This window comes from Blautia sp. Sow4_E7 (assembly GCF_052116245.1).
Taxonomy (GTDB): domain Bacteria; phylum Bacillota; class Clostridia; order Lachnospirales; family Lachnospiraceae; genus Blautia_A.
In genome coordinates this window covers 21,521-42,994 of sequence record NZ_JBQKLL010000010.1, presented here as the reverse complement: position 1 = coordinate 42,994, position 21,474 = coordinate 21,521, and the positions used below count along the sequence as shown (strand labels likewise).

General features: G+C 43.8%; 25 protein-coding genes, 1 pseudogene and 1 riboswitch. Of the genes and pseudogenes, 19 read left to right on the top strand and 7 right to left on the bottom strand.

Features of this window, described 5'->3' with window-relative positions; all coding sequences use genetic code 11:
* Positions 1 to 90 precede the first annotated feature (90 nt).
* The 8 genes and pseudogenes from ACTQ50_RS08085 to ACTQ50_RS08050 all read left to right on the top strand — a co-directional run.
* Positions 91 to 1,272, top strand: a pseudogene (locus ACTQ50_RS08085) (endonuclease Q family protein); the annotation flags it as partial.
* A gap of 20 nt (positions 1,273 to 1,292) precedes the next feature.
* Positions 1,293 to 1,754, top strand: coding sequence for a metallophosphoesterase family protein (locus ACTQ50_RS08080; RefSeq protein WP_441483767.1), 462 nt, complete (start codon positions 1,293 to 1,295; stop codon positions 1,752 to 1,754).
* 169 nt (positions 1,755 to 1,923) lie between these two features.
* Positions 1,924 to 2,400 carry a hypothetical protein gene (locus ACTQ50_RS08075; protein WP_441483766.1) on the top strand — a complete coding sequence of 159 codons (477 nt, stop codon included), beginning with the start codon at positions 1,924 to 1,926 and terminating at the stop codon, positions 2,398 to 2,400.
* Positions 2,397 to 2,759 (top strand): CidA/LrgA family protein, encoded by a 363-nt coding sequence (locus ACTQ50_RS08070; protein WP_441483765.1) that lies wholly within the window; start codon positions 2,397 to 2,399, stop codon positions 2,757 to 2,759. The genes ACTQ50_RS08075 and ACTQ50_RS08070 overlap by 4 nt, the downstream gene beginning before the upstream one ends.
* Positions 2,756 to 3,448 carry an LrgB family protein gene (locus ACTQ50_RS08065; RefSeq protein WP_441483764.1) on the top strand — a complete coding sequence of 231 codons (693 nt, stop codon included), beginning with the start codon at positions 2,756 to 2,758 and terminating at the stop codon, positions 3,446 to 3,448. Before ACTQ50_RS08070 ends, ACTQ50_RS08065 begins: the two co-directional genes overlap by 4 nt.
* Before the next feature lie 245 nt (positions 3,449 to 3,693).
* Positions 3,694 to 3,951 carry a hypothetical protein gene (locus tag ACTQ50_RS08060; RefSeq protein WP_441483763.1) on the top strand — a complete coding sequence of 86 codons (258 nt, stop codon included), beginning with the start codon at positions 3,694 to 3,696 and terminating at the stop codon, positions 3,949 to 3,951.
* 10 nt (positions 3,952 to 3,961) lie between these two features.
* Positions 3,962 to 4,951, top strand: a complete 990-nt coding sequence (locus tag ACTQ50_RS08055) for a helix-turn-helix transcriptional regulator (RefSeq protein WP_441483762.1) — start codon at positions 3,962 to 3,964, stop codon at positions 4,949 to 4,951.
* Entirely contained in the window at positions 4,941 to 5,939 is a 999-nt protein-coding gene (locus ACTQ50_RS08050; RefSeq protein WP_441483761.1) for a biotin--[acetyl-CoA-carboxylase] ligase, read from the top strand. Before ACTQ50_RS08055 ends, ACTQ50_RS08050 begins: the two co-directional genes overlap by 11 nt.
* A gap of 49 nt (positions 5,940 to 5,988) precedes the next feature.
* Here the strand turns inward: ACTQ50_RS08050 and ACTQ50_RS08045 are convergent, their stop codons facing one another.
* From ACTQ50_RS08045 to ACTQ50_RS08035, 3 genes are read right to left on the bottom strand one after another with little or no spacing between them, the layout of a single operon-like run.
* Positions 5,989 to 6,672 carry a hypothetical protein gene (locus ACTQ50_RS08045; RefSeq protein WP_441483760.1) on the bottom strand — a complete coding sequence of 228 codons (684 nt, stop codon included), beginning with the start codon at positions 6,670 to 6,672 and terminating at the stop codon, positions 5,989 to 5,991.
* A gap of 1 nt (position 6,673) precedes the next feature.
* Positions 6,674 to 7,168 (bottom strand): hypothetical protein, encoded by a 495-nt coding sequence (locus tag ACTQ50_RS08040; protein ID WP_441483759.1) that lies wholly within the window; start codon positions 7,166 to 7,168, stop codon positions 6,674 to 6,676.
* Complete coding sequence (locus ACTQ50_RS08035; RefSeq protein WP_441483819.1) at positions 7,169 to 7,651, bottom strand: RNA polymerase sigma factor; 483 nt, start codon at positions 7,649 to 7,651, stop codon at positions 7,169 to 7,171.
* A 225-nt stretch (positions 7,652 to 7,876) separates the two neighbouring features.
* On the opposite strand from ACTQ50_RS08035, the gene ACTQ50_RS08030 reads away from it, so the two are divergent.
* Positions 7,877 to 9,028, top strand: a complete 1,152-nt coding sequence (locus ACTQ50_RS08030; RefSeq protein WP_441483758.1) for an alanyl-tRNA editing protein — start codon at positions 7,877 to 7,879, stop codon at positions 9,026 to 9,028.
* A gap of 58 nt (positions 9,029 to 9,086) precedes the next feature.
* Positions 9,087 to 9,971: an amidohydrolase family protein gene (locus tag ACTQ50_RS08025; protein ID WP_441483757.1), complete on the top strand. Its 885-nt coding sequence runs from the start codon at positions 9,087 to 9,089 to the stop codon at positions 9,969 to 9,971.
* Here the strand turns inward: ACTQ50_RS08025 and ACTQ50_RS08020 are convergent.
* Together ACTQ50_RS08020 and ACTQ50_RS08015 are read right to left on the bottom strand one after the other, a co-directional pair.
* The gene (locus ACTQ50_RS08020; protein ID WP_441483756.1) at positions 9,952 to 11,115 is read right to left on the bottom strand and encodes a hypothetical protein; all 1,164 of its coding nucleotides are present in this window, start codon (positions 11,113 to 11,115) and stop codon (positions 9,952 to 9,954) included. The genes ACTQ50_RS08025 and ACTQ50_RS08020 overlap by 20 nt on opposite strands.
* On the bottom strand, positions 11,112 to 11,336 hold the full coding sequence (locus ACTQ50_RS08015; protein ID WP_441483755.1) for a hypothetical protein: 225 nt from the start codon (positions 11,334 to 11,336) through the stop codon (positions 11,112 to 11,114). The genes ACTQ50_RS08020 and ACTQ50_RS08015 overlap by 4 nt, the downstream gene beginning before the upstream one ends.
* Positions 11,337 to 11,512: 176 nt before the next feature.
* A riboswitch (THF riboswitch) is annotated at positions 11,513 to 11,614 on the top strand.
* Positions 11,615 to 11,700: 86 nt separating this feature from the next.
* On the opposite strand from ACTQ50_RS08015, the gene ACTQ50_RS08010 reads away from it, so the two are divergent.
* Entirely contained in the window at positions 11,701 to 12,261 is a 561-nt protein-coding gene (locus ACTQ50_RS08010) for a folate family ECF transporter S component (protein WP_441483754.1), read from the top strand.
* Positions 12,262 to 12,507: 246 nt separating this feature from the next.
* Here ACTQ50_RS08010 and ACTQ50_RS08005 read toward each other — a convergent pair whose 3' ends face one another.
* Together ACTQ50_RS08005 and ACTQ50_RS08000 are read right to left on the bottom strand one after the other, a co-directional pair.
* A complete protein-coding gene (locus tag ACTQ50_RS08005; protein ID WP_441483753.1) occupies positions 12,508 to 13,263 on the bottom strand; it encodes a GNAT family N-acetyltransferase in 756 nt (251 codons plus the stop codon).
* Between the two features lie 87 nt (positions 13,264 to 13,350).
* The gene (locus ACTQ50_RS08000) at positions 13,351 to 13,971 is read right to left on the bottom strand and encodes an SGNH/GDSL hydrolase family protein (RefSeq protein ID WP_441483752.1); all 621 of its coding nucleotides are present in this window, start codon (positions 13,969 to 13,971) and stop codon (positions 13,351 to 13,353) included.
* 299 nt (positions 13,972 to 14,270) lie between these two features.
* Between ACTQ50_RS08000 and ACTQ50_RS07995 the strand changes: the two genes are divergently transcribed.
* The 8 genes from ACTQ50_RS07995 (at position 14,271) to ACTQ50_RS07960 (ending at position 21,441) form a co-directional block, all read left to right on the top strand.
* The gene (locus tag ACTQ50_RS07995; protein ID WP_441483751.1) at positions 14,271 to 14,780 is read left to right on the top strand and encodes a prepilin peptidase; all 510 of its coding nucleotides are present in this window, start codon (positions 14,271 to 14,273) and stop codon (positions 14,778 to 14,780) included.
* Positions 14,777 to 15,787 (top strand): hypothetical protein, encoded by a 1,011-nt coding sequence (locus ACTQ50_RS07990; RefSeq protein ID WP_441483750.1) that lies wholly within the window; start codon positions 14,777 to 14,779, stop codon positions 15,785 to 15,787. Before ACTQ50_RS07995 ends, ACTQ50_RS07990 begins: the two co-directional genes overlap by 4 nt.
* A complete protein-coding gene (locus tag ACTQ50_RS07985) occupies positions 15,784 to 16,977 on the top strand; it encodes a CpaF family protein (RefSeq protein WP_441483749.1) in 1,194 nt (397 codons plus the stop codon). The genes ACTQ50_RS07990 and ACTQ50_RS07985 overlap by 4 nt, the downstream gene beginning before the upstream one ends.
* Positions 16,974 to 17,726, top strand: coding sequence for a type II secretion system F family protein (locus tag ACTQ50_RS07980; RefSeq protein ID WP_441483748.1), 753 nt, complete (start codon positions 16,974 to 16,976; stop codon positions 17,724 to 17,726). The genes ACTQ50_RS07985 and ACTQ50_RS07980 overlap by 4 nt, the downstream gene beginning before the upstream one ends.
* A gap of 3 nt (positions 17,727 to 17,729) precedes the next feature.
* Positions 17,730 to 18,746: a type II secretion system F family protein gene (locus ACTQ50_RS07975; RefSeq protein ID WP_441483747.1), complete on the top strand. Its 1,017-nt coding sequence runs from the start codon at positions 17,730 to 17,732 to the stop codon at positions 18,744 to 18,746.
* An 84-nt stretch (positions 18,747 to 18,830) separates the two neighbouring features.
* The gene (locus tag ACTQ50_RS07970) at positions 18,831 to 19,010 is read left to right on the top strand and encodes a Flp1 family type IVb pilin (RefSeq protein WP_226819355.1); all 180 of its coding nucleotides are present in this window, start codon (positions 18,831 to 18,833) and stop codon (positions 19,008 to 19,010) included.
* A gap of 44 nt (positions 19,011 to 19,054) precedes the next feature.
* On the top strand, positions 19,055 to 20,560 hold the full coding sequence (locus ACTQ50_RS07965; RefSeq protein ID WP_441483746.1) for a DUF5702 domain-containing protein: 1,506 nt from the start codon (positions 19,055 to 19,057) through the stop codon (positions 20,558 to 20,560).
* 314 nt (positions 20,561 to 20,874) lie between these two features.
* Complete coding sequence (locus tag ACTQ50_RS07960; protein WP_441483745.1) at positions 20,875 to 21,441, top strand: hypothetical protein; 567 nt, start codon at positions 20,875 to 20,877, stop codon at positions 21,439 to 21,441.
* The last annotated feature ends 33 nt before the right edge of the window (positions 21,442 to 21,474 follow it).

Here is a 21,474-nt window from a genome sequence, read left to right as displayed (position 1 = left end):
CGCAAAGAAGATCAGAAGAGATAAATGCCTGAAATGGAGTAAAGAAAAGTGGAAATAATCGCAGATCTTCATATTCATTCCAGATATTCCATGGCAACAAGCAAGCTTGGAACCCCGGAATATCTGGATCTGTGGGCTAGAAAGAAGGGGATTTCTCTTGTAGGAACCGGAGATTTTACCCACCCTGCATGGCGGGAAGAATTAAAAGAAAAGCTGGTTCCGGCAGAAGCAGGATTATATCGTTTAAAGGAAGAATACGTTCTGGAAGAGGCAAAACTGCTTCCGGGACAGACTCCCAGATTTGTTATTACAGGAGAGATCAGCTCTATTTATAAGAAGAATGGTAAGTGCAGAAAGGTGCATAACGTGCTTCTTTTACCAGGGCTTGAGGCAGCAGATCAGATGGCTGGGAAGCTGGAACAGATTGGAAATGTCCACTCGGATGGAAGACCGATCCTGGGGCTTGACTGTCACGATCTTCTGGGGATTTTACTGGAAAACTGCGAAGACGGAATGCTGGTCCCGGCTCATATCTGGACGCCTCATTTTGGCCTTTTCGGTGCAGCTTCCGGCTTTGATACTATGGAAGAATGCTTCGAAGATCTTACCAAATATGTTCATGCTGTGGAGACCGGTCTTTCTTCAGATCCTCCTATGAACTGGAGATTATCTGCACTTGATGGGCTTCAGCTGATATCTAATTCCGATGCCCATTCCCCATCCAAACTGGGCAGGGAAGCCAATCTTCTGGACATGGAATTGTCTTATGAAGGCCTTTATAACGCCATTCAATATGGAAAAGGTCTTATGGGAACTTTGGAATTTTTTCCGGAAGAAGGGAAATATCATTATGATGGACACCGAAAATGCCACATTTGCCTGAGTCCGGAGGAAGCCGAAAAATATCATGGAAAATGTCCTGTATGTGGGAAGAAACTGACCATGGGAGTGGATCACAGAATCCTGGATCTGGCGGACCGGGAGACTGGTTTTGTAAAGAAAAATGCCAGACCTTTTGAAAGTATCGTGCCTCTTCCGGAAGTGATTTCTGCCTGTGTTGGCAAAGCTGTGACAACCAAAACAGTGGCCGGTGAATACGAAAAAATGCTTCAGAAGCTGGGAAATGAATTTCAGATTTTAAGGGAAATTCCCATTGAAGATATAGAGAAGGAAAGCAGTGAAAAGATTGCAGAAGGCATTGGAAAACTGCGAAGGAAAGAAGTGATCTGTAAGCCGGGATTTGATGGCGAATATGGAAAAATATGTCTGTTTACCCAGGAGTAGGAGAAAAAATGACCGAAACAAAAAAGATAAAAATTGGAATTATTTCAGATACCCATGGACTTCTGCGGCCGGAAGTGGTGGCAATACTGAAGAACTGTGATTATATTTTTCATGCAGGAGATGTAGACCGGCCGGAACTTCTGGATGCCCTCAGACCGCTGGGGGCATTATATGTTGTGCGGGGAAATAATGATGGATACTGGGCGCAGAATTTGAGAAGAAGCCTGAATTTTACTGTTGGAAATGTGAAATTTTTTATGGTTCATGATAAAAAGGATGTGGCCTGGGAACTGGGAGACACGCAGGTAGTGATCTTTGGACACAGCCATCAGTATTTTTCAAAAGAGATTGACGGACGGTTGTGGTTAAACCCTGGAAGCTGCGGCAGAAGCCGTTTCGGAGGAGATGTGACCATGGCTGTCATGACAGTGGAGAATGGAAGCTGGACGGTGGAAAAGGTTACATTTTAAATCCTTGTCATGTGGAAAAAGAGATATACCGAATAAGACTTTCAAATTATATTGTAGAAAAAACAGGGAAAACAGGCTGCAGAATTGTCGAAAGATGACATTGCAATTTTAACGAGATAAGGTATAATGGGGCAGAAGAAAAATGCCATGAAAGAAATGAGGATTTGCAGTGGAGAAAAAAGAAATTGATGTGAAATTCATTGTAGGGATTGTCATTCTTCTGGTGATCTTTGGCGTAGTTGGCGGTTCTTTCTGGAATCTGGTTGCAAAACAGGCAGAGAAAGACAAGCAGGAGGAAGCCCGTCTGGAAAAAGAAGCGATTCGGGCGATTTATGTAGAAGCCGGAGATGTACTGAAGGAAATGGTATTCGTAGATATGGACACCAAAACTGTCTTCAAGGCAGCGATTCCCAAGGAAGGAATTTATAATAGAAATGATAAATTGATTGCCGGGGACACGCTGGAAAATGGTGATATGGTCAAGATCTACGGTGATGGAAATATGACAAGATCCATTCCTGCACAATATCCAGGAGTTACGAAGATGAAGCGAAATGGAAGAGCTACTTTGGAAGAATTTCAGCCATATCTGGAAATTGCAAATGAACTTCTTTGTGGAGACAGCGAGGAGGAAGACGGAAATTGAAGTATCTAAGGCAATTTTGTATTATTTTGCTGGTTTCAGCATTAGGTGAGGGACTGCATATCCTGCTGCCCCTTCCGGTACCAGCCAGTGTTTATGGACTTGTATTGATGCTGGGAGCGCTTACAAGCGGGATTCTGAAGCTTGAACAGGTGGAGGATGCAGCGGATTTTCTGGTTGAGATCATGCCGGTTATGTTTGTCCCGGCAGGTGTGGGCTTACTGGAAGCATGGGGTGACCTGCAGCCGATCTGGATTCCTGTTGTGATCATCACAATTCTGACTACGGTTATTGTAATGGTAGTAACTGGCCGCAGTACGCAGTTTGTGATCAGAAAAGACAGGAGGAAAGATAAGAAATGATGTCCTTTATTGAGAATTCCCTGTTTTTCGGGGCAGCATTAAGCCTGGTCGGATATGAGATCGGTCTTTTGCTGAAGAAAAAATTTAAGATGGCGCTGTTTAATCCTCTTTTGATCGCAATTCTTTGCGTAATGGGAGTCCTTCAGCTGATGCAGGTGGATTATAAGACTTATAATGCCGGTGGCCGGTATATCAGTTATCTGCTTACTCCGGCTACAGTATGTCTTGCAGTGCCTCTTTACAGACAGCTTACCTTGCTTCGCAAGAACCTGAAAGCGGTTATTATCGGGATTGTTTCCGGCGTGCTGGCAAGTATGGTAAGTGTTCTTATTTTTGCAAAACTGTTCGGACTTTCCCATGCCGAGTATGTTACCCTTCTTCCGAAATCCATTACAACAGCCATTGGAATGGGCGTATCAGAGGAGCTTGGCGGACTTGTAACGATCACTGTCGCGGTTATCATCATTACCGGTGTGCTTGGAAATGTGATCGCGGAAGCGGTACTTAAATTGGCGAAGATAGAGGAGCCCATTGCCAAAGGCCTGGCTCTTGGAACTTCTGCCCATGCCATCGGTACATCCAAGGCAATGGAACTGGGACCTGTAGAGGGTGCAATGAGCAGTCTTGCAATAGCAGTTGCCGGTCTTCTGACCGTTATCACAGCTTCTGTGTTTGCAGGATTTATGTAAAACAGAATCTGCCTGAAAGCCAATATATTGTAATGAATACCGTCTGAAAATGCCTGGAAAGGTGTTTGCAGGGCGGTATTTTTATGAATGAAAAAACGAACAAATATTCGGAAAAAGTAAACTCGTTCCGTTTTATAGGACTAATAATGTGGTAGACTAATCTCATAAAAGAAAACATGTTCGGAAAATATGTTCGGTATTTGAAGAACAGATGATGGTGATGTTTGGGAAACGGAGGAGAGATTATGTGGAATTCAGGCAGAAATTTAAATAATAGAAAGGCAGCTCTCGCAGAAGGATACATAGAAGAAGCGCAGGAGAGCCAGGGCAGAAAGTTTTCTGGAAGTACAGCCATGGTACTGGGACTTTTTATTACATTGGAGATCATGATCGGGGGAGCTATGATCTTTAATTATGATTTTCATGGTGGGGATATTGTTGCCCTGATATTTGCTTTTGTGGTATTATATTCTGGAGTCGTAGCAGTATTGACAGATAAATAGGAGTAAGGACATGCCGAAATCTTTCCAGCAGAAACTGAAAATTTTATATCTTATGCGCGTCTTTTCTGAGAAAACAGATGAGGCACATCCCATGAGTGTGAAAGATCTGATTTCCTATCTGGAGAGTCTTGGAATCCATGCAGAGCGAAAGACCATATATGACGATATAGAGACTTTGCGCGTATTTGGAATGGACATTGTGAACCGCAGGGAGAGACCGGCTGGCTTTTATCTGGCGAGCCGTGAGTTTGAGACTGCAGAGCTGAAATTGCTTGTGGATGCTGTTCAGTCCTCCAGATTTCTGACCAACGGAAAATCACGTCAGCTGATCCAGAAGCTGGAACATCTTACCAGTATTTATCAGGCCAGGGATCTGCAGCGGCAGGTGATCGTACAGAACCAGGTGAAGAATACCAATGAGAGCATCTACTACAATGTGGATGAGATCCATAGAGCAATTTCACAGAACCGGCAGATCAGTTTCCAGTATACAGAATGGACCGTATCCAAGGAACGGCATTTGAAGAAGAACGGAGAACGATACCAGATCAGTCCCTGGCAGATGATATGGCAGGATGGAAATTATTATCTGGTAGGAGTTGATGAGAAGAGCGGCATTGTGAAGCATTATCGTGTAGATAAAATGCTGAAGATCGTCACTGAGAAGGAACTTAGGAACGGTGCTGAACTCTTTGAGAAGTTTGACAGTGCAAAGTTCGCTTCCGGTACCTTTGGAATGTTTGGAGGCAGGGAAGAGAATATCAGTCTGGAATTTGAGAACCATCTTGTGGGAGTAATGATAGACCGCTTTGGACAGGACATCATGATCATGGCGAAAGATAATGAGCACTCTGTGACCAGAGTACAGGTGAGTGTGAGTTCCCAGTTTTATGGTTGGCTCGCAGCTCTTGGAAATGGTGTGAAGGTGCTCTCACCGGAGAATGTACGGAAAGAATACCGGGACTTTTTAAAGAAAGCCCTGGAGAATTATGAAGGATGAGAGCATGACAGTGAAATCCAGACTTTTGGAGTTGTTGGAGCAGCATAAAGGGGAAACTTTATCTGGCGAGGATATTGGCAGAGAGCTTTCCTGTACACGGGCTGCCGTGTGGAAGGCAGTGAACAGTCTCAGACAGGAGGGGTATCCCATAGAGGCTGGACCGAATAAAGGGTATATGCTTGCAAGGGAGAGCAATCTGATTTCAGCAGAGGGAATCCGGCTTTTTCTGGAGCATCCCCAGGTAGAAGTGCGGATCTTTGATGAGATCAGTTCTACCAATCTGGTGGCCAGACAGATGGCTGTGAGCGGTCAGGCAGGACATGGTTCTTTTGTAGTTGCCATGGAGCAGACTGCTGGCAGAGGGCGCAGAGGCCGGGAGTTTTATTCCCCGAAGGGCAGCGGTATTTATCTAAGTGTGATCCTGGAGCCACAGGGGACACTGGAGGGAAGTCTTTTGATCACAACTGCGGCAGCCACTGCGGTATATAAGGCCGTAAAGGAAGTGTGCGGCGTAGAACTTGGGATTAAGTGGGTAAATGATCTCTACAAAGAGAACCGCAAGGTTTGCGGAATCCTGACAGAAGCTGTAACTGATTTTGAGAGTGGAAATATTGAGTTTGCTATTGTGGGGATCGGGTTGAACCTGTACGTGGAACCTGAATTGTTCCCGGAAGAATTGCAGGAGGTGGCTGGTGGAATCTACGAGGACCAGCAGTCCGCGAAGAAGGCAGACCGGAATCGCCTGGCAGCCCAGATCGTGAATCATCTGCTTGAGGAGACCAGAGAACTGAAGCTGTCAGAAGAATATGTGGAGCATAATATTGTTCCAGGAAATGAAATTACAATTATAGATAATAAAAGCAGCCGAAGTGCCAGGGCATTATCCATCTGTCCAGATGGGAAACTGCTGGTTCAGGAGTCTGATGGGACACAGAGCAAGCTGTCTTTTGGAGAAATTTCAATAAAAATACCGCCGATGAAGAAATGATTCATCGGCGGTAACGTTATCTTAGACACTTTTGGGACATGCGCCAGCGTTAATCTGCATTGTCTGTGTTGGCATTGGAAGGAGCAGCGGCAGCAGATGGCTGAGCTGGGGTATCTGTGACTCTTGCAGCTGTGTTGTTATTGTCTGACTGCTGATAAGGGCGATATGGCTGCCAATAGTGCTCCTGTTCGTTTTTCTTATTATCTGTTTTTTCTTCCAGTGAGAAGCTTTTAATCTTTCCAGTAAGAAGATGACAGCCTGCAATAATGATCAGGATTCCAATGATGACAGATGGAATCTGGTACATGATGTCCTGTACAATAATAGCCAGCGCGTTGGGAAGAATCCAGAACAGCAGGTCACGGAATCCGTTCCAGAGGATAGCAGCACCGAAAATGATCAGAAGAATAGCAATGATTTTCGTATGCTTTTGAGCAATCTTTTCGGAACTTTGGAATACACGGTCAAGGTTCAGAATGTAATTATCTTCTACAGCATAGAATTCTTCCTCTGGCAGCTCTTTCAGATTATGCACATGAAAGAAACTATAGAACCAGACTACTGGAAGGAAAATAACCAAAGAAGAGATATTTAATCCTCCGGCGATCGCGACCAGCGCCCAGAAAAGGGTCATAATACTGATTCCCTGTTTGAAGAAGCCCATATACATTTCTCCGGCTCCAGGAATCAGAGAACAGATAAACAGGAGAAAGCCTCTTTTTTGTTTTTGCATGTTAGTTACCTCCATTTGTTATAGTATTGGAAATAGAATTAATATAGTCAACAACTTTTTGGGATCCGTCCGTGAGTCCATCTGTCAGGCCATCTGAGAAATTACGGAAGGAAGTCTGGGCCTCCCTGCGGGCCTGGGCGGACCTGGCTGTGGACTGTGGAAGCTGTGGTGTGAACCAATCCATCTGTCCAAGGCTGAATAACATGATCAGTGCCAGTACAACTCCCACCACTGTGCGAAGTCCCTGGTAGAAAATACGCATTTGATGAGTTGCATTTACGGCTGTTTTCTGAACCTGTGTATCGGCAGCTGTGGCACGTTTCATGATCGTTTCTTTCATGTAAGCAGGAGCGGGAGCCGGGGACTCTGACTGAGCATCTATTAATTGCTCCAGGCAGTAATCGCAAGTGTCCAGATGCTGGAGAAATGCGATCAGTTCATCCGTATTCATTTCTTCGTCTTGAAAATTGCTTAGGTCATTATTATTGATATGCATTTACTCGCTCCTTTCTGCTAACATTTTTTTCAACATATTTTTTGCCCGATATAACTGTGTCTGAATAGTCTTTGGATTTTTTCCTTCTTTTTGCGATATTTCCGTTACGGACATTTGCTTACAGAAATGAGCAATGGCAATTTCACGATAAGGACTTTTCAGACTGCTGCATATTCGGAATACCTGCTGTTCAGAATCAGACTGCAGGCATTGTTCCTCTGGTGAGGACTGATTTTCCTGATCTGGAACCTGGGAAAAATAAACGTCTTCCGTTGGAATAGAACGGCGCCCGGCTGCTTTCAGAAAATCAAGACATTTACGTACTGCAATCTTGCTAAGCCAGGCTTTTTCATAAAGCCCATCGAAACTGGCAAGATTTTTGTAGGCGGACAGGAACACCTCTTGGGTAAGGTCTTCTGCATCGAAAGGGTTGCCTACGGATTTCAGACAAATGGAATAGATAAGATTCTGGTATTGCTCAATTAAATATTCCAGATATTGTTCCTGTGAAATGCTATCAGCCCCCTTCCTGTCCGTTCTCTAATTATAACGCGGCTGTAGGGAAAAGTACTTCAGAAATTTATGAAAATTTTTATTTTGTAAATGAAAGGATAAAAATTGCAGGAAGGAAACAAATAGACTATAATCAAGCTTGTGAAAAAGCTTAGAAGAATATTACCGGCAAGTAAAGCGAAAGAAGGAGCATATATGTACGAGACAACGAAATTATACTATGAAGATGTTTATAAGAAAGAATTTAAGGCCAAGGTTGTGGAGTGCCGTGAGGGAAAGAAAGGCTATGAAATAATTCTTGACCAGACTGCTTTTTATCCGGAAGGCGGCGGACAGCCAAGTGATAACGGTACGTTAGGGGATGTAAATGTAAAAGAAGTGCACGAAAAAAATGGCGAACTGATCCATTATACAGATGGTCCGCTGGAAGTTGGCACAGAAGTAACTGGGAAAATCAACTGGGACAGAAGATTTGATCTTATGCAGCAGCACTCTGGGGAGCATATTGTAAGTGGCCTTGTTCATGAGGCGTTTGGATACGATAATGTAGGCTTTCATATGGGAAGCGATGTGATCACCATTGATTTCAGCGGAGTGCTGGATGAAGAACAGATGGCAGAGATCGAGGCAAAAGCAAACCAGATCATCTGGGAGAACCAGGAAGTTGAGATCTTTTATCCTACAGAGGAAGAATTAAAAGTACTGGAATACAGAAGCAAGAAGGAACTTTCTGGGTGGGTACGTATTGTGCGGTTCCCTGGAGCAGATACCTGCGCATGCTGTGGAACCCATGTGACACGTACAGGAGAAATTGGAATGGTGAAGCTGCTTTCCGTAGTAAAATTCCGCGAAGGTGTCCGTATGGAAATGCTGTCAGGAAAAAGGGTTCAGGATTATCTGAACATGGTAAATGAACAGAACCGCCAGATTTCTGTGAAGCTTTCTGCGAAAATAGATAAAACAGCTGCAGCAGTGGCAAGGCTTCAGGAAGAGAATTTTGTATTAAAGGGGAGGGTGCATGCGCTGGAGGAAGAATTTATTGCCAGTGAAGCTGCCAAATGGAAAGAAAAAGAGAACGTGCTTTTATTCCAGGAGGGAATGGAAGCTGGAAGTGTACAGAAGCTTACAGATGCAATCTTACAGGTTTGCAAGGGACGCTGTGCTGTATTCTCCAGAAATACAGACGGAAGCTATAAATACGCAATGGGAGAGAAAGACGGCGATTTACGCCAGTTTACCAAAGATATGAATGCGGCGCTTAATGGAAGAGGCGGAGGAATGCCGTTCTTTGTGCAGGGGTCTGTGCAGGCATCGGAGAAGGAAATACGTGATTTTTTTGGTAAATAACAGATTCTGCTATAAAATACCTGCCTTATCAGGAGAAAGGAAGCAATCCAGCTGAAATATGAAAGAAATATTTGGAGAATGCCATGCGCATATCATTATGGATGGAGTGAACTATAAAGAAGCAATTTCTATTCATAAAGAAAGTATAAATGATATGGTAATCCGAGCACATCTGAAGGCGTATCAGAAGCTGGGAATTACCTTTGTAAGAGATGGCGGGGACGCTTTAGGTGTATCCAGAAGGGCCAGGGATCTGGCATCAGAATATGGAATTGATTATCGGACACCGGTTTTTGCAATCCACAAAAACGGCCATTATGGAGCTATTGTGGGAAAAGGGTTCGATGATATGAAGGAATATTATGATCGGGTGAAGACTGCAAAAAAACAGGGCGCAGATTTTATTAAAATCATGACAACGGGACTTCTGGATTTTAACAATCACGGTCAGGTTACTGGGACACCTCTGGAGCAGAAAGAGGTTCTGGAAATGGTACACATTGCCCATGAAGAGGGAATGGCAGTCATGAGTCATACCAATGGTATTTACGGGGTACAGACAGCGGTGGAAGCTGGTGTGGATTCCGTGGAACATGGCAATTATATTGATGAAGAAACAATTAAAATGCTGGCGGATAGTGATACCGTGTGGGTTCCAACTCTTGTGACAATACGTAATCTCCGGGGATGTGGACGATATGAAGAGGAGACTCTTATGCCGATTATAGAGCTTGCGCAGAAGAATCTGCAGCTGGCATGGCGATATAAGGTAAAAGTGGCTCTTGGCAGTGACGCAGGTGCTTATATGGTTCCACATGGAACCGGTCTGCGAGATGAATATCAGGCTTTTAAGGATATTCTGGGAGAATCAGATCAGGTATGTTCATGGCTGAGGGATGGAGAAAAAAAGATTCAGGACACTTTCAGGCGTCCTGAATCTTAATGGAAGTATAGATATTAGATTCTTTGGATTTGGTAGGATCAAAGGTAATACGAATACCAGCACCAGCTTCCATGCTGCTGGTAGAAGTATCCTTTGCGCCTTCTGTAAAACAGGTGATAGTTGCTCCGTCACCAGTCTGAAGGGTAACGGTATTGGCGGTATGTCCGATGATCGTGCCGCTGACGGTATAGGAAAGATTGCGGGTAGCAAGGGAATCTGGATCATCTCCGGTAACAGAGGTGATCGTAACGCCTTCCAGTGAATTTCCCTGATACTGTCCCTTGTAATTGATGGTCACATAGGAGCCAGGTGCTGTTCCTCCTTTGAAGTAAGAGGGAATCTGGGAGAGGTCTACATTCAGTGAGCTCTGGGAAGTATCTGCTCCTGTGGGCTGGATAGTCAGAATATTGGAAGAGATATTCTGAATTACTGCATGCAGCTGTTGCTCTTTCCCTGATTCATCAGCAGAATCCTGTGCAGGATCTGGGGTTGGTGTTGGATCTGGAAGTGTCAGCGGATCAATATCTGAAATACTAAGTACTTTCAAGTGGCTGGCATTAAGGGAAGAACCCTGCCCATCCTGATTGGAAGCAAATTTTCCCTTAAAATGAATGTATACCCATACCCCGGCGTGGACACCGTTCTGGTAGTATTGTTCCGTTCCGGTAATGGGGTAGGTAGCTGTTTTGCCCTTTTTATTTTTGATGGTTATGGTGTTGGGAGTTAGGCTCTGGACTTCTCCGTAAGCCTTTCTTTCTTCCAGCTGATTCTTTTTATGAAAGTCATCCACTACTTTTAATGCTTTTACGGTGCTGGTATCGTCATTGGACAGCTGCCCCTCGTAAATCACGCTGATTTCGTCTCCTGTGATCATGCCATCTTCACATTCCAGAGTTGCCTCTGAAACATCAAAGACATAGGTCTGCTCCTGGCTTGCCATAGTGAGCGTAGCACCAGTGAAGTCCTGGAGGGTTCCCTTGATTTCATCCATATAAACCCGCTGTTTGGGGGTATCTGAAGTTTCCTGTGCAGTACTATTATCTGGCTGGGAAGAAGTATAACTGGCAATCAGGTCGCCAGCCGTACATCCAGACAGAGAGAGCAGCACGCAGGAACTAAGAAGTAGCTTTGCGAATTTCTTCATGATTGGTTTATATCCTCCGAATTCAGAAATGGTACAGGAAGAAAGTCAAAAACCTGCCGGTATGCATCCCATTCCTCCAGATTATCAGGCATACGATAGCCAAGTCCTGTACATTCTGTTGTGGCGTTTGTATTCAGGTAATTATCATAAAAAATATTATAAGGGTTTTGAAGAAGCGACTGTTCCCGGGAAGACGATGGCTGTTTTGATCTTATACTCATACGGATACTCCTTTTATCTGATATTTATCCCACATAAGGGGAGCTATTCTTAGAGTATGCGAAAAAGGAAAAAGTATACACAAGGTTACAGCGAACAGTACCTTCAATGTGAATATTATAACAAATACATATTGAAATTTCCATATTTTGTGCTATAATCAGCTTAAATAAATAATAGCGAAGTAGGAATTTATGCGTTAAGTGTTCATTGGCTGGGGAGTCGCCGTGAAACGAAAAGCAGCAGGACTGCTTACGATATATTTTCCGCACCCGTTGCTACATGTGAGAACATCTCATAATGTGGAGGGATTATTATTTATGGTAACTACTCTGTTATTTTAATCATTATGGAGGTGTTTTTTTTATGCGTAAAAACAAACAGACATGGAGCGTCAAGACTCTTGTATTTCTGGCGCTGCTGGTTGCAATCCAGCTTGTATTATCCCGTATCCTGGTAATTGATCTTGGTGTATACCGTATTACACTTGGAACCATTGCTACCGTATTAGCTGGTCTCTGGATGGGACCTGTGGCAGGTGGTGTGGAAGGTGCAGTTGCCGATATTATCGGATGTTTTATGAAAGGCTATGGTGTTAATCCGCTGATCACATTATCTGCTGTGACCTGGGGCGTTGTTGCCGGAGTAGCAGGTAAGCTGATGGCTGAGAAGAGCAGAAAAGTAAAAACAGCGATCATGTGTGCTGGAATTGTAATTTCTGGTGTGGTTGGTACTCTTGGATTTACGACTGCCGGACTGGTAATGATCGGAGCAAACTTCTATGCAATTATGCCGGGACGCCTTGTGCAGTTTGCAATTATGACTCCAATCTATTGTGTGCTTACAAGCCTTCTTTATTTCAGCCCGCTTACAAGTATGGTTGTTGGAAATGTAAGACCAGCGAAGCTGGAAAAGAAGACCGTGTAAAGTTACTGTTGACTGGTAATATTCCGCGAAAAGGTTACTGGTTACAGAATGAAGTGTGACGGTACAAAGAACAGTGCCATACATAGAATAAATAATGAAAATTGAATAATGTGACGTAATATAGATAAGACTGGCTAGTTCATAAATCTATAAAATACGATTCCCCAATAAAAAGACTGTGAACCATTTGTAACTTTACAAATTGGATTCACAGTCTTTTTTAGCAGAGTCTTTTTCAGACAGGCTTTAGTCCGTATGTGTCTGTACCCGGAACCAATATGTATAAACATAATGAAGTCCCAGGGATTCATAAAGATTGCGGGCAGGTGTATTCCCTTCAACCACTTGGAGATAAGCCTTGGTTGCCCCCTTCTTTTTGCCCTCCTTCAGAAGTGCAGTACAGATTTGGCGGGCATATCCCTTGTGGCGAAAATCTTCGCGGACATGAATGGCATAAAGTCCAATATAATTACGATCCAGGATTCCAAGTCCCGTGGCAATGATCTTTCCATTATTCCAGATAGAAGCACACACCGTATCTTTCACAATGGCGTGATACATGGAGGGAACTACTGCGCGGTGAACGGGATTAATGGTTCCCTTCAGATCAAAGAGACTTTCAATCCAGATATCAGGAATGTCATCTGTAAGCGTCACCAGATCACATGGAGCAGAAAGATCTGTTCCATCTAAGGAAGCAGCCATAACATTGGTGGTATGCTGGATTTCATAGTCGCGGTTTTCCAAAAGGTAATCAAAGTCAGGAGAGACCAGAGGGCTGATCTTAAAAATTGCCGGACTTCCCAGGCGCGCATACTCTGCCTCACAAAAAGAAACCTTTTCTCTCCAGGAGAGGGTAGAGGTTCCAAATTGTTCGACGCTGTTGGTTCGGTGTGTATAGAAATAGGAAAAACGGAGGATCCACCCATCATAAAGCTCCATTTTATGGGAGGGCCAGGCATTTAATGACATATCTTCGATTTCTTTGATTATCTTATCCATTGAAAAACCTTCTTTTACTTTAGAATTTAAATGTAATTATACATAAATCATGTGGGGAATGCAACTACACCGGAGTGTGTTTAAAAATCATTCGCCGTAAAATGAAAGCAGCAAAGGATACAATTTGTCCGCAATAAGCTTCTGTCCCTGTTCTGTAAGATGAATTCCGTCGACTGTAACTGCGGCATATCCATAGCGGTGTACCTCTTCATTTAGTTCTTTATGTAAGGAAATATAAGGCAGTTGAAAACTTTCTGCAAGTTCTTTTATGATTTCCTGCATGTCAGAAAGAAGGGGAAGCCACGTTTTATAAAAGGCTGGCCAGGAAAAAAGAAAAGGCTCCATCAAAATAATATGAGGGATGGATTTTGTTAATATTGTTAAAAGTTCTGTATAGTGCAGCTTGAAGGAAATAAGCATTTTAGATTGCTGTTCCTTGGTTCTGCACATATCTTCTATCATTCCGATATCGTTGATTCCAATCAAAATTGTTATAATATCACTGGAAAAAACATTATCGTCTTTTATTCTTTGCAAAAGCCTGTTTACAGTGAAGCCGTCTGTACCATAGTTGCGTACCTGACATGGAATTCCTTCTTTTTCAAAACGCCTGGACAGCATCTGCACATAGCCATTCCCAAGAAAATCAGCAGTAAAGCAGTGATCACAGTCTGTGATGCTGTCACCCAGACATGTTAATATTGTCATAATTTCACCTTCTTTTTGATTCTGTATAGAAACGATTTTTTATAATATTGATTATACTCTTTTTTTCAAAAGGGTTTATAGTTTTTTTACAAACTTTTGAAAAAAAGGACTGGACAAATGGAAAGGGAGAACCTATAATAAGACTCACCAGAAGTCATCTGGTATCGAAAGTCATCCTTTCGGATCGACTATTCCCTATTCTACGAAAGATAAAATAGCAGAATTTTTCTGCGCCAAAATACGAAGGATACCCTCCTGTTACGGATAAACACTACATCAAAGAAGGGATGGATCCGTCTATGCTTTTTTACAGAATATTTCCTGCCATAGCAGCGGGATGTGCCGTCCTGATGGATGTTCAAAGGACGAAGGTAGACAATGGCTGGCTCCTGTTCTGCATGCTGATCAGCCTGTTTACACGACTATGGGAAAAGGATGTGGGCAGTCTGGGAAACTGGATTTGCGGTCTGCTGCTTCCTGTATTGCTTCTGGGGATTTTGTTCCTTTTCAGAATGCTGGGAGCCGGTGATATCAAGCTTCTAAGCGTACTTGGAAGCCTGATGGGGCCTGTAAAAATTCTAAACTGCATGTTCTATTCCTTTCTGATCGGAGCAGTTCTATCAGCAGCTCTTATGGTTTCAAGCGGTATTTTCAGCCAGCGGATCCTTTATTTACTGCGTTACCTTTGTGATTATCTTAAAACAGGAAAAAGAAAACCCTATTACAAAAGCGGCATGCCGCCAGAAAACTTTCATTTCACAGTTCCTATATTTCTAAGTGCATTGCTCTATGCAGGAGGTGTCTATTGAAGAATATTTTTGCAGTCTGCGATCTTGAGGTGGATTATGCCCTGAATTTTATGGACTATCTGAACCAGAAGAAAAACATTCCCTTTGAAATCCAGGCATTTACAAATGTGGAGAGTCTGATTGCCTATGGGAAAATTAACCGGATTGAGTTGCTGCTGATTTCCCAGAAGGCTATGTGCCGTCAGGTGCAGGAATTAAAAATTGGTAAAATTGTTATACTTTCGGAAGGTGTGCACCCTCCGGAACTGGATCGGTATCCAAGCGTTTATAAATATCAGGCTTCTTCCGATGTAGTCCGGGAAGTAATGGCGTGCTATGGAGCGGAGAAGGCAGTTGCGCCGGTAGTCTTTCCTGTGCTGAAAAAGACCACAGAGATTTATGCTGTATATTCTCCGTTAGGACGCTGCCTGAAAACTTCTTTTGCCCTTACTCTGGGGCAGATCCTGGCAAGAGGCCGGGCTGTGCTGTATCTCAATCTGGAAGAATACTCTGGCTTTGAAGAAATGATGGGGAAGGGTTTTGCCCAGAATTTAAGTGATCTTCTTTATTTTGTGCGCCAGGAAAATGGAAATCTGATCTATAAGATGAACAGCATGATACAGACCATCAATAATCTGGATTACGTTCCGCCAGTGCGTACACCAGAAGATATACGGGGAACTGGATGGGAAGACTGGGAAAAACTGCTGCAGGAGATCATACTTCACAGCAATTATGAGGTGGTGATCCTGGATATGGGAGGGGCAATAGACGGCACATTTCAAATGCTGGATATGTGCCAGCGGATCTATATGCCCGTACTGTCTGATCCGGTATCCGTCTCAAAGATTTCCCAGTTTGAAAATCTGGTAAGAATCTGGGACTATCCTCAGATTCTTACCAGAACCGTAAAGGTACGTCCTCCATTTCATGGAGGAAATACCCCACCGGAAAATTACATTGAGGGACTATTGTGGAGTGAACTTGGAGATTATGTGAGAGAGATTTTGAGAAAGGAAAAGGAATGAGCCAGGAAATATTTCGTAAACTGAGAAAAATGCTTATGGAAAAGCTGGATGTTTACCGGGAGCTTACCGACCAGGAGATTTTGGAAACTATTGATGAGCTCATTGTAAATACTCTGCGTGAATCTGGAGTAAGCCTGAAAGAAAAGGTACAGCTTCGCCAGGAATTGTTTTATTCTGTGCGGAAGCTGGATGTGCTGCAGGAGCTGATCGAAGACGAAACTGTAACTGAAATCATGGTAAATGGTCCAGATGCCATTTTTGTAGAACGGAAAGGAAAGCTCACAAGATGGCAGAAGTCTTTTACCGATCAGGAGAAGCTGGAGGATGTGATCCAGCAGATTGTTGGAAAATGCAACCGTATTGTAAATGAATCCAGTCCGATCGTGGATGCCAGACTGGAGAATGGCTCCAGAGTAAATGTGGTTGCCTCGCCAGTTGCCCTAAATGGACCTATCTTGACGATCCGGCGCTTTCCGGACAAGCCGATCACCATGGAGCGGCTGATCGAGCTGGGAAGCATAACGCCGGAATGTGCCAGATTTCTGGAAAAGCTGGTGGAAGCCAGATATTCCATTGTGATCGGAGGCGGAACCGGATGCGGGAAGACCACTTTTCTGGGGGCGCTGTCGGAATACATACCCAAGGATGAGCGAATCATCACAATCGAGGACAATGCCGAATTAAAAATCCAGGGAATCGATAATCTGGTCCGCCTTGAAGCAAGACCGGCAAGTGTTAACGGTGCACCTCCTGTAAGTATCCGGGATCTTATCCGGACCGCCCTTCGAATGAGACCCTCACGAATCATTGTGGGGGAAGTACGTGGAGGAGAAGCTATGGATATGCTACAGGCTTTGAATACAGGACATGAAGGAAGCCTTGGAACTGCGCATGCAAACAGCTGCCGCGATATGCTGGCCAGATTGGAGATCATGACTTTGATGGCCGAACTTGATCTGCCTCTTGCGGCGGTTCGGAGACAGATTGCTTCCGGAGTAGATATTTTGATCCATCTTGGCCGTATGCGTGATAAATCCAGAAAGCTTCTGGAGGTTTCAGAAGTATGTGGATACGAAGACGGTGAGATAAAAATACAGCCATTATACCAGTGGCAGGAGGAAAAAGGATTGGTGCAGGCCGCACCTCTCATGCATAGAGAAAAGCTGGAACGTGCGGGGGTAAAGCTATGAACGGAAAGAATCCGGATTATGAGAAATATCATTATTCTGCAAAGGAGATTGTAAGATACGTGGCAGAATGTGCAGCGTTATGTTGTGTGGTGGATTATCTTTTTTATAAAACACCATGGGTTCTTGTGGTCATGCTGCCCCTTCCGGTGTTTTACCTGAAATGGAAAAAGAAGCAGCTGATCAGAGAACGGAAACGCCGTCTTAATTATCAGTTCCGGGATGCATTGAATTCCATGAGTGTGGCGATCCAGGCTGGCTATTCTGTGGAAAATGCCGTTTCAGCCTGTGTACGGGATCTGGAACAGCTGTATACGAAAAGCGAAGATATTGTAATGGAATTTCGCTACATAGAAACCCAGCAGAAAGTAAGTGTACCTGTGGAAGAACTGTTCCTGGACCTGGGAAAAAGATGCCGGATCGAGGACATCGAGAATTTTGCGTCTATTTTATACACAGCTAAAAGAAGCGGCGGTGATCTTGGAAATGTGATCCAGAAGGTTGCAAGAATGCTAGGAGATAAGATTGATGTAAAAAAAGAAATCGAAGCTACACTGGCGGCGAAAAAGTCAGAGCAGATGATCATGAGCATTATGCCAGCAGGGATCATTCTATATCTTCAGCTGACCTCTCCCGGATTTTTGGACATGCTTTATGGAAATCCATTTGGAATCTGTGCCATGACAGTCTGCCTTGCAGTGTATGGAACGGCATACTGGATGGGCAAAAGAATTGTAGAAATCGAGGTGTAGTGGATGTGGCTCCATATTGTCATTTTTGTTATCGTTTTAGTCCTGACCGCCGGGAGCATTCTGGGCTGGATCCGGGTAGAGCAGATTGGCACCCCAAAGGGAAGAAAATTATTTCTTGTGGTTGTTCTGGCGGGAAATACGATTGGAATGCTTCTTACCTATACCAAGGGCGGCGGTCAGCTATTAAAAGATGGTTATGAACTGAAAAGGGAGGAAGACCCCTATGAAGAAAAATTTATGGTATCCATGGAAGGAGAAGAAACAGGCAGCGTATACATACAGATCCCGGAAAAAGAACTGGAAGAGAAAGATGCCGGGGAACCGGAGGAGCTGATTGCAGATGAGAAAAGAGAGCAGCTGCTTTTGGAATATGTGGAAAGCTATAACAGCGAACTGGAAAATCCAGATTATTATTATCTTCCAGACAACTGGGATGGAAAAAAGCTGGAATGGAAAACACCTTATGACAACACCGGGAACCTTCTGGCTGCTATGACCATTGCAGCGGCTTTGATGGTGATTGTTATAACTGCCAGGGAGGAACAGAAAGCCAGAGCGAAAAGATATGAAGAGCTGATGATGGATTACCCGGGGCTGATCATGAAGTTTACCCTGTTGGTTCAGGCTGGTATGACAGTTCGAAATGCCTTTCGCAAGATGGCAGCAGATTATAAAAGAAAGAAGGAAAAGCGCATCGCATATGAGGAGATCGTCACGGCCTGTTATGAAATGGAAAGTGGAATTTCCGAGATGGAGGCATACAGGCGCTTCGGAGAGCGGTGCGGACATGTGAAATACAAAACATTTGCTACACTTTTGATCCAGAATCTTCAGAAGGGCAGCCGCCATATGGGAGAAATGCTGGAAAAAGAATCTGTGGAAGCCTGGGATGACAGGAAGAGAAAAGCAAAAGTCCTTGGAGAAGCAGCAACTACAAAGCTGCTGGTACCAATGATGCTTATGCTTGGTGTGGTAATGGCAATCGTCATGCTGCCAGCCTGTCTGTCCTTTTATGGATAAATCCAATCTGAGGGGATGTTCTGGCAGGATAAAAGCTCCAGAGGATGTCCGCAGAAATTTATCAGGCAGAGGGAGGTGAACGGTATGAGAGAGCTGCGCAGACTTACAAGGGAATTTCTGCAGGAGGAAGATGCAGTAGGTGTTGTGGAAATTATTCTGATCCTTGTAGTTCTTATTGGCCTGGTCATGATCTTCAAAGACCAGTTAACCAGTCTTGTAAAGAATATTCTGTCGAAGATCACAAAACAAAGTAACTCTATTTAACGAAATCCAAAATAGCGAACAGATTCAAAAAGGAGAGGTGCTCCATGGTAAAAAGAGGAAGTATTACAGTTTTTCTGGCGTTGATCCTTGGACTTATTTTGTCCCTTCTGAGCTCAGGACTCGAGTCAGCAAGAATGGCTGCGGCCAGAACACAGATACTAAATGGGATGGATATTGGACTGTACTCATTGTTTGGACAATATAATAAGTCCCTTTTAAAGGACTTTGATCTATTTGCGGTTGATGGATCTTGCGGGGGAAAGGAACTGGATCTGGCTTCTGTGTACGATAATCTGGAATCTTATATGAAGCCTGTGATGAAGCAAAATAGTCAGAAATTGTCAGTACAGCAAGGCGGGATATCCGGTTATCTGCTGATGACAGATTCAGATGGCGAAGTTTTCTATCAGCAGGCAGTCCAGTATATGAAAGAAACTCTTGGCAGCCATGGGGCAAAACTCCTTTTAAACAAAATCCGCGGCATGCAGAAAAAGACGATTGCGGCGGAAAAAAGGGGAAATGAGATCGAAAGTAAAGGAACCATTGAAAATTATGAGAGTGAGATGGATTCTGCCCAGCAGAAAAGTCAGGCTTTGCTGGAAGAAAAGAAAAAACAGGAAGAGCAGAACCAGCAGGATCAGAACGGGTTCACAGATGGAAAAATGCTTCCTTCTGTTGTAGAAGAAAATTCTCCTGCGAAAGTAGAAAACCCAATTCCGGCAATCCGAAGGATCAGATGGATGGGAATCCTGGATCTTGTACTTCCGGCAGGAGCAGAGGTTTCTAATAAAAAAGTAAAGAAAAAAGAATTGGTATCAGGTCGAAAACTGGAAGCGGGGCTTGCAATGGAGGATACGGTCAAAACCGATGGAACCCTTATTTCACAGGTTTTATACCAGCAATATCTGGTGGAAAAACTGGGAAATTATATGGAGCCTGGAAAAGGCGGATTAAGTTATCAGATTGAGTACATTATAGGCAGAAAAAACAGTGATGAAGCAAATCTGAAATCTATTGCAAAAAAACTTTTGCTGGTAAGGGAAGGAATCAATGCTGCATACATAATGTCGGATTCTCTTATGATGGCGCAGGTGCAGGCATTAGCGGCTGCTATAGCAGCAAGCTTTCTCATTCCGCCTGCCGCAGTTGTGATCGAAGGGGCTTTGATCCTGTGCTGGGCATTTGCAGAAAGTATTCTGGACGTAAGAGAATTGTTTGCTGGTGGAAAAGTACCGCTTACGAAAAATGCATCAAACTGGCAGTTGTCCTTGCAGGGAATGCCGGCACTTGTAGATAAGCTGGATACAGACCGGCAAAATGATGAAAAGGGATTGTCCTATGAAGACTATTTGCAGATTTTTTTGCTTACCTCATCTAAGGCACAGAAAATCGAAGGGGGTATGGATATGATCGAAAGTTCCTTCCGTGAGACTGAAAACTGGGAGGAATTTCAGCTGGATCACTGTATTACCGCACTGGAGGCCTCTGTGGATGTGAAGGCAAATGGAAAGAAAACTTATACAGTAGCTCGTGAGTATCACTACATTTGAAAACGGTACAGCGAAAAATAAATGATCGCTGCGGCAGGTCCAAAAGGTGCAGAAAGACGCTTTTCCGGAGAGGTGATGAAATATTGATCAAAAAAAGACTGAAAAAAGATATATATTTTAAAAAAAGAAGAACAAGAAGGAATAGTTCTCTGGGGAATCAGTCCGCCGGAACATCCCCGGTTTACGGCGGAACCCTTTTCGGCAAAGTGTCTTTGTGCACCTTTTGGAGAAAGATAGGAAAAAGACTGAAAAAAGCCAGCTTAATAATAGAAGCCGCTTTTGCGCTGCCCTTATTTTTCTTTGGAATGCTATCCATGATTTCCTTTATGGATGTTTACAGGGTTCAGACAGAACATTTAAGCAAACTTTGCCAGAATGCAAAAACCGCTGGGATGTATGCTTACGCTGCTGGCGGAAGTGAGGTGGGAGACATTACGCTGCCTGATCTGTACAAGTATGAACCCATCAGTGGGCTTATACCACTGCCGGCAATCTGGATGCACAATACTGTGAAAGTACATGCATGGACAGGGGCAGACAGGGGAAAGGGCGGAAGCGAAAACGATGGCACCACTGAGAAAATGGTATATGTTACGGTTTCTGGTTCTGTTTATCATAAGAAGCTGAACTGCAGTCATCTGAACCTGTCTGTTTCTAAGGCTGCAGGAGCAAATATTTCTTCACTGCGAAATGACTACGGAGAGAAATATCATGCCTGTGAAAGCTGCAGCAGAGGGCAAAAGCCTGGAAATACAGTGTATATTACAAAATCAGGGAACCGATATCACAACAGCAATAGCTGCAGCGGGTTGAAAAGGTCTGTAAGACTGGTGAAAGAGTCTGATGTGGGAAATCTGCATGCATGTAAGCGATGTGGCTGATAAGAAAATATAGATCTTTAGCGGAAAACAAAT

What these genes read in the sequence shown, in the direction of transcription:
- ACTQ50_RS08080 (WP_441483767.1), top strand. Translation starts at nt 1,293, where the DNA reads ATGACCGAAACAAAAAAGATAAAAATTGGAATTATTTCAGATACCCAT.
- ACTQ50_RS08065 (WP_441483764.1), top strand. Translation starts at nt 2,756, where the DNA reads ATGATGTCCTTTATTGAGAATTCCCTGTTTTTCGGGGCAGCATTAAGC.
- ACTQ50_RS08060 (WP_441483763.1), top strand. Translation starts at nt 3,694, where the DNA reads ATGTGGAATTCAGGCAGAAATTTAAATAATAGAAAGGCAGCTCTCGCA.
- ACTQ50_RS08055 (WP_441483762.1), top strand. Translation starts at nt 3,962, where the DNA reads ATGCCGAAATCTTTCCAGCAGAAACTGAAAATTTTATATCTTATGCGC.
- ACTQ50_RS08050 (WP_441483761.1), top strand. Translation starts at nt 4,941, where the DNA reads ATGAAGGATGAGAGCATGACAGTGAAATCCAGACTTTTGGAGTTGTTG.
- ACTQ50_RS08045 (WP_441483760.1), bottom strand. Translation starts at nt 6,672, where the DNA reads ATGCAAAAACAAAAAAGAGGCTTTCTCCTGTTTATCTGTTCTCTGATT.
- ACTQ50_RS08040 (WP_441483759.1), bottom strand. Translation starts at nt 7,168, where the DNA reads ATGCATATCAATAATAATGACCTAAGCAATTTTCAAGACGAAGAAATG.
- ACTQ50_RS08030 (WP_441483758.1), top strand. Translation starts at nt 7,877, where the DNA reads ATGTACGAGACAACGAAATTATACTATGAAGATGTTTATAAGAAAGAA.
- ACTQ50_RS08025 (WP_441483757.1), top strand. Translation starts at nt 9,087, where the DNA reads ATGAAAGAAATATTTGGAGAATGCCATGCGCATATCATTATGGATGGA.
- ACTQ50_RS08020 (WP_441483756.1), bottom strand. Translation starts at nt 11,115, where the DNA reads ATGAAGAAATTCGCAAAGCTACTTCTTAGTTCCTGCGTGCTGCTCTCT.
- ACTQ50_RS08015 (WP_441483755.1), bottom strand. Translation starts at nt 11,336, where the DNA reads ATGAGTATAAGATCAAAACAGCCATCGTCTTCCCGGGAACAGTCGCTT.
- ACTQ50_RS08010 (WP_441483754.1), top strand. Translation starts at nt 11,701, where the DNA reads ATGCGTAAAAACAAACAGACATGGAGCGTCAAGACTCTTGTATTTCTG.
- ACTQ50_RS08005 (WP_441483753.1), bottom strand. Translation starts at nt 13,263, where the DNA reads ATGGATAAGATAATCAAAGAAATCGAAGATATGTCATTAAATGCCTGG.
- ACTQ50_RS08000 (WP_441483752.1), bottom strand. Translation starts at nt 13,971, where the DNA reads ATGACAATATTAACATGTCTGGGTGACAGCATCACAGACTGTGATCAC.
- ACTQ50_RS07995 (WP_441483751.1), top strand. Translation starts at nt 14,271, where the DNA reads ATGCTTTTTTACAGAATATTTCCTGCCATAGCAGCGGGATGTGCCGTC.
- ACTQ50_RS07985 (WP_441483749.1), top strand. Translation starts at nt 15,784, where the DNA reads ATGAGCCAGGAAATATTTCGTAAACTGAGAAAAATGCTTATGGAAAAG.
- ACTQ50_RS07980 (WP_441483748.1), top strand. Translation starts at nt 16,974, where the DNA reads ATGAACGGAAAGAATCCGGATTATGAGAAATATCATTATTCTGCAAAG.
- ACTQ50_RS07975 (WP_441483747.1), top strand. Translation starts at nt 17,730, where the DNA reads ATGTGGCTCCATATTGTCATTTTTGTTATCGTTTTAGTCCTGACCGCC.
- ACTQ50_RS07970 (WP_226819355.1), top strand. Translation starts at nt 18,831, where the DNA reads ATGAGAGAGCTGCGCAGACTTACAAGGGAATTTCTGCAGGAGGAAGAT.
- ACTQ50_RS07965 (WP_441483746.1), top strand. Translation starts at nt 19,055, where the DNA reads ATGGTAAAAAGAGGAAGTATTACAGTTTTTCTGGCGTTGATCCTTGGA.
- ACTQ50_RS07960 (WP_441483745.1), top strand. Translation starts at nt 20,875, where the DNA reads ATGATTTCCTTTATGGATGTTTACAGGGTTCAGACAGAACATTTAAGC.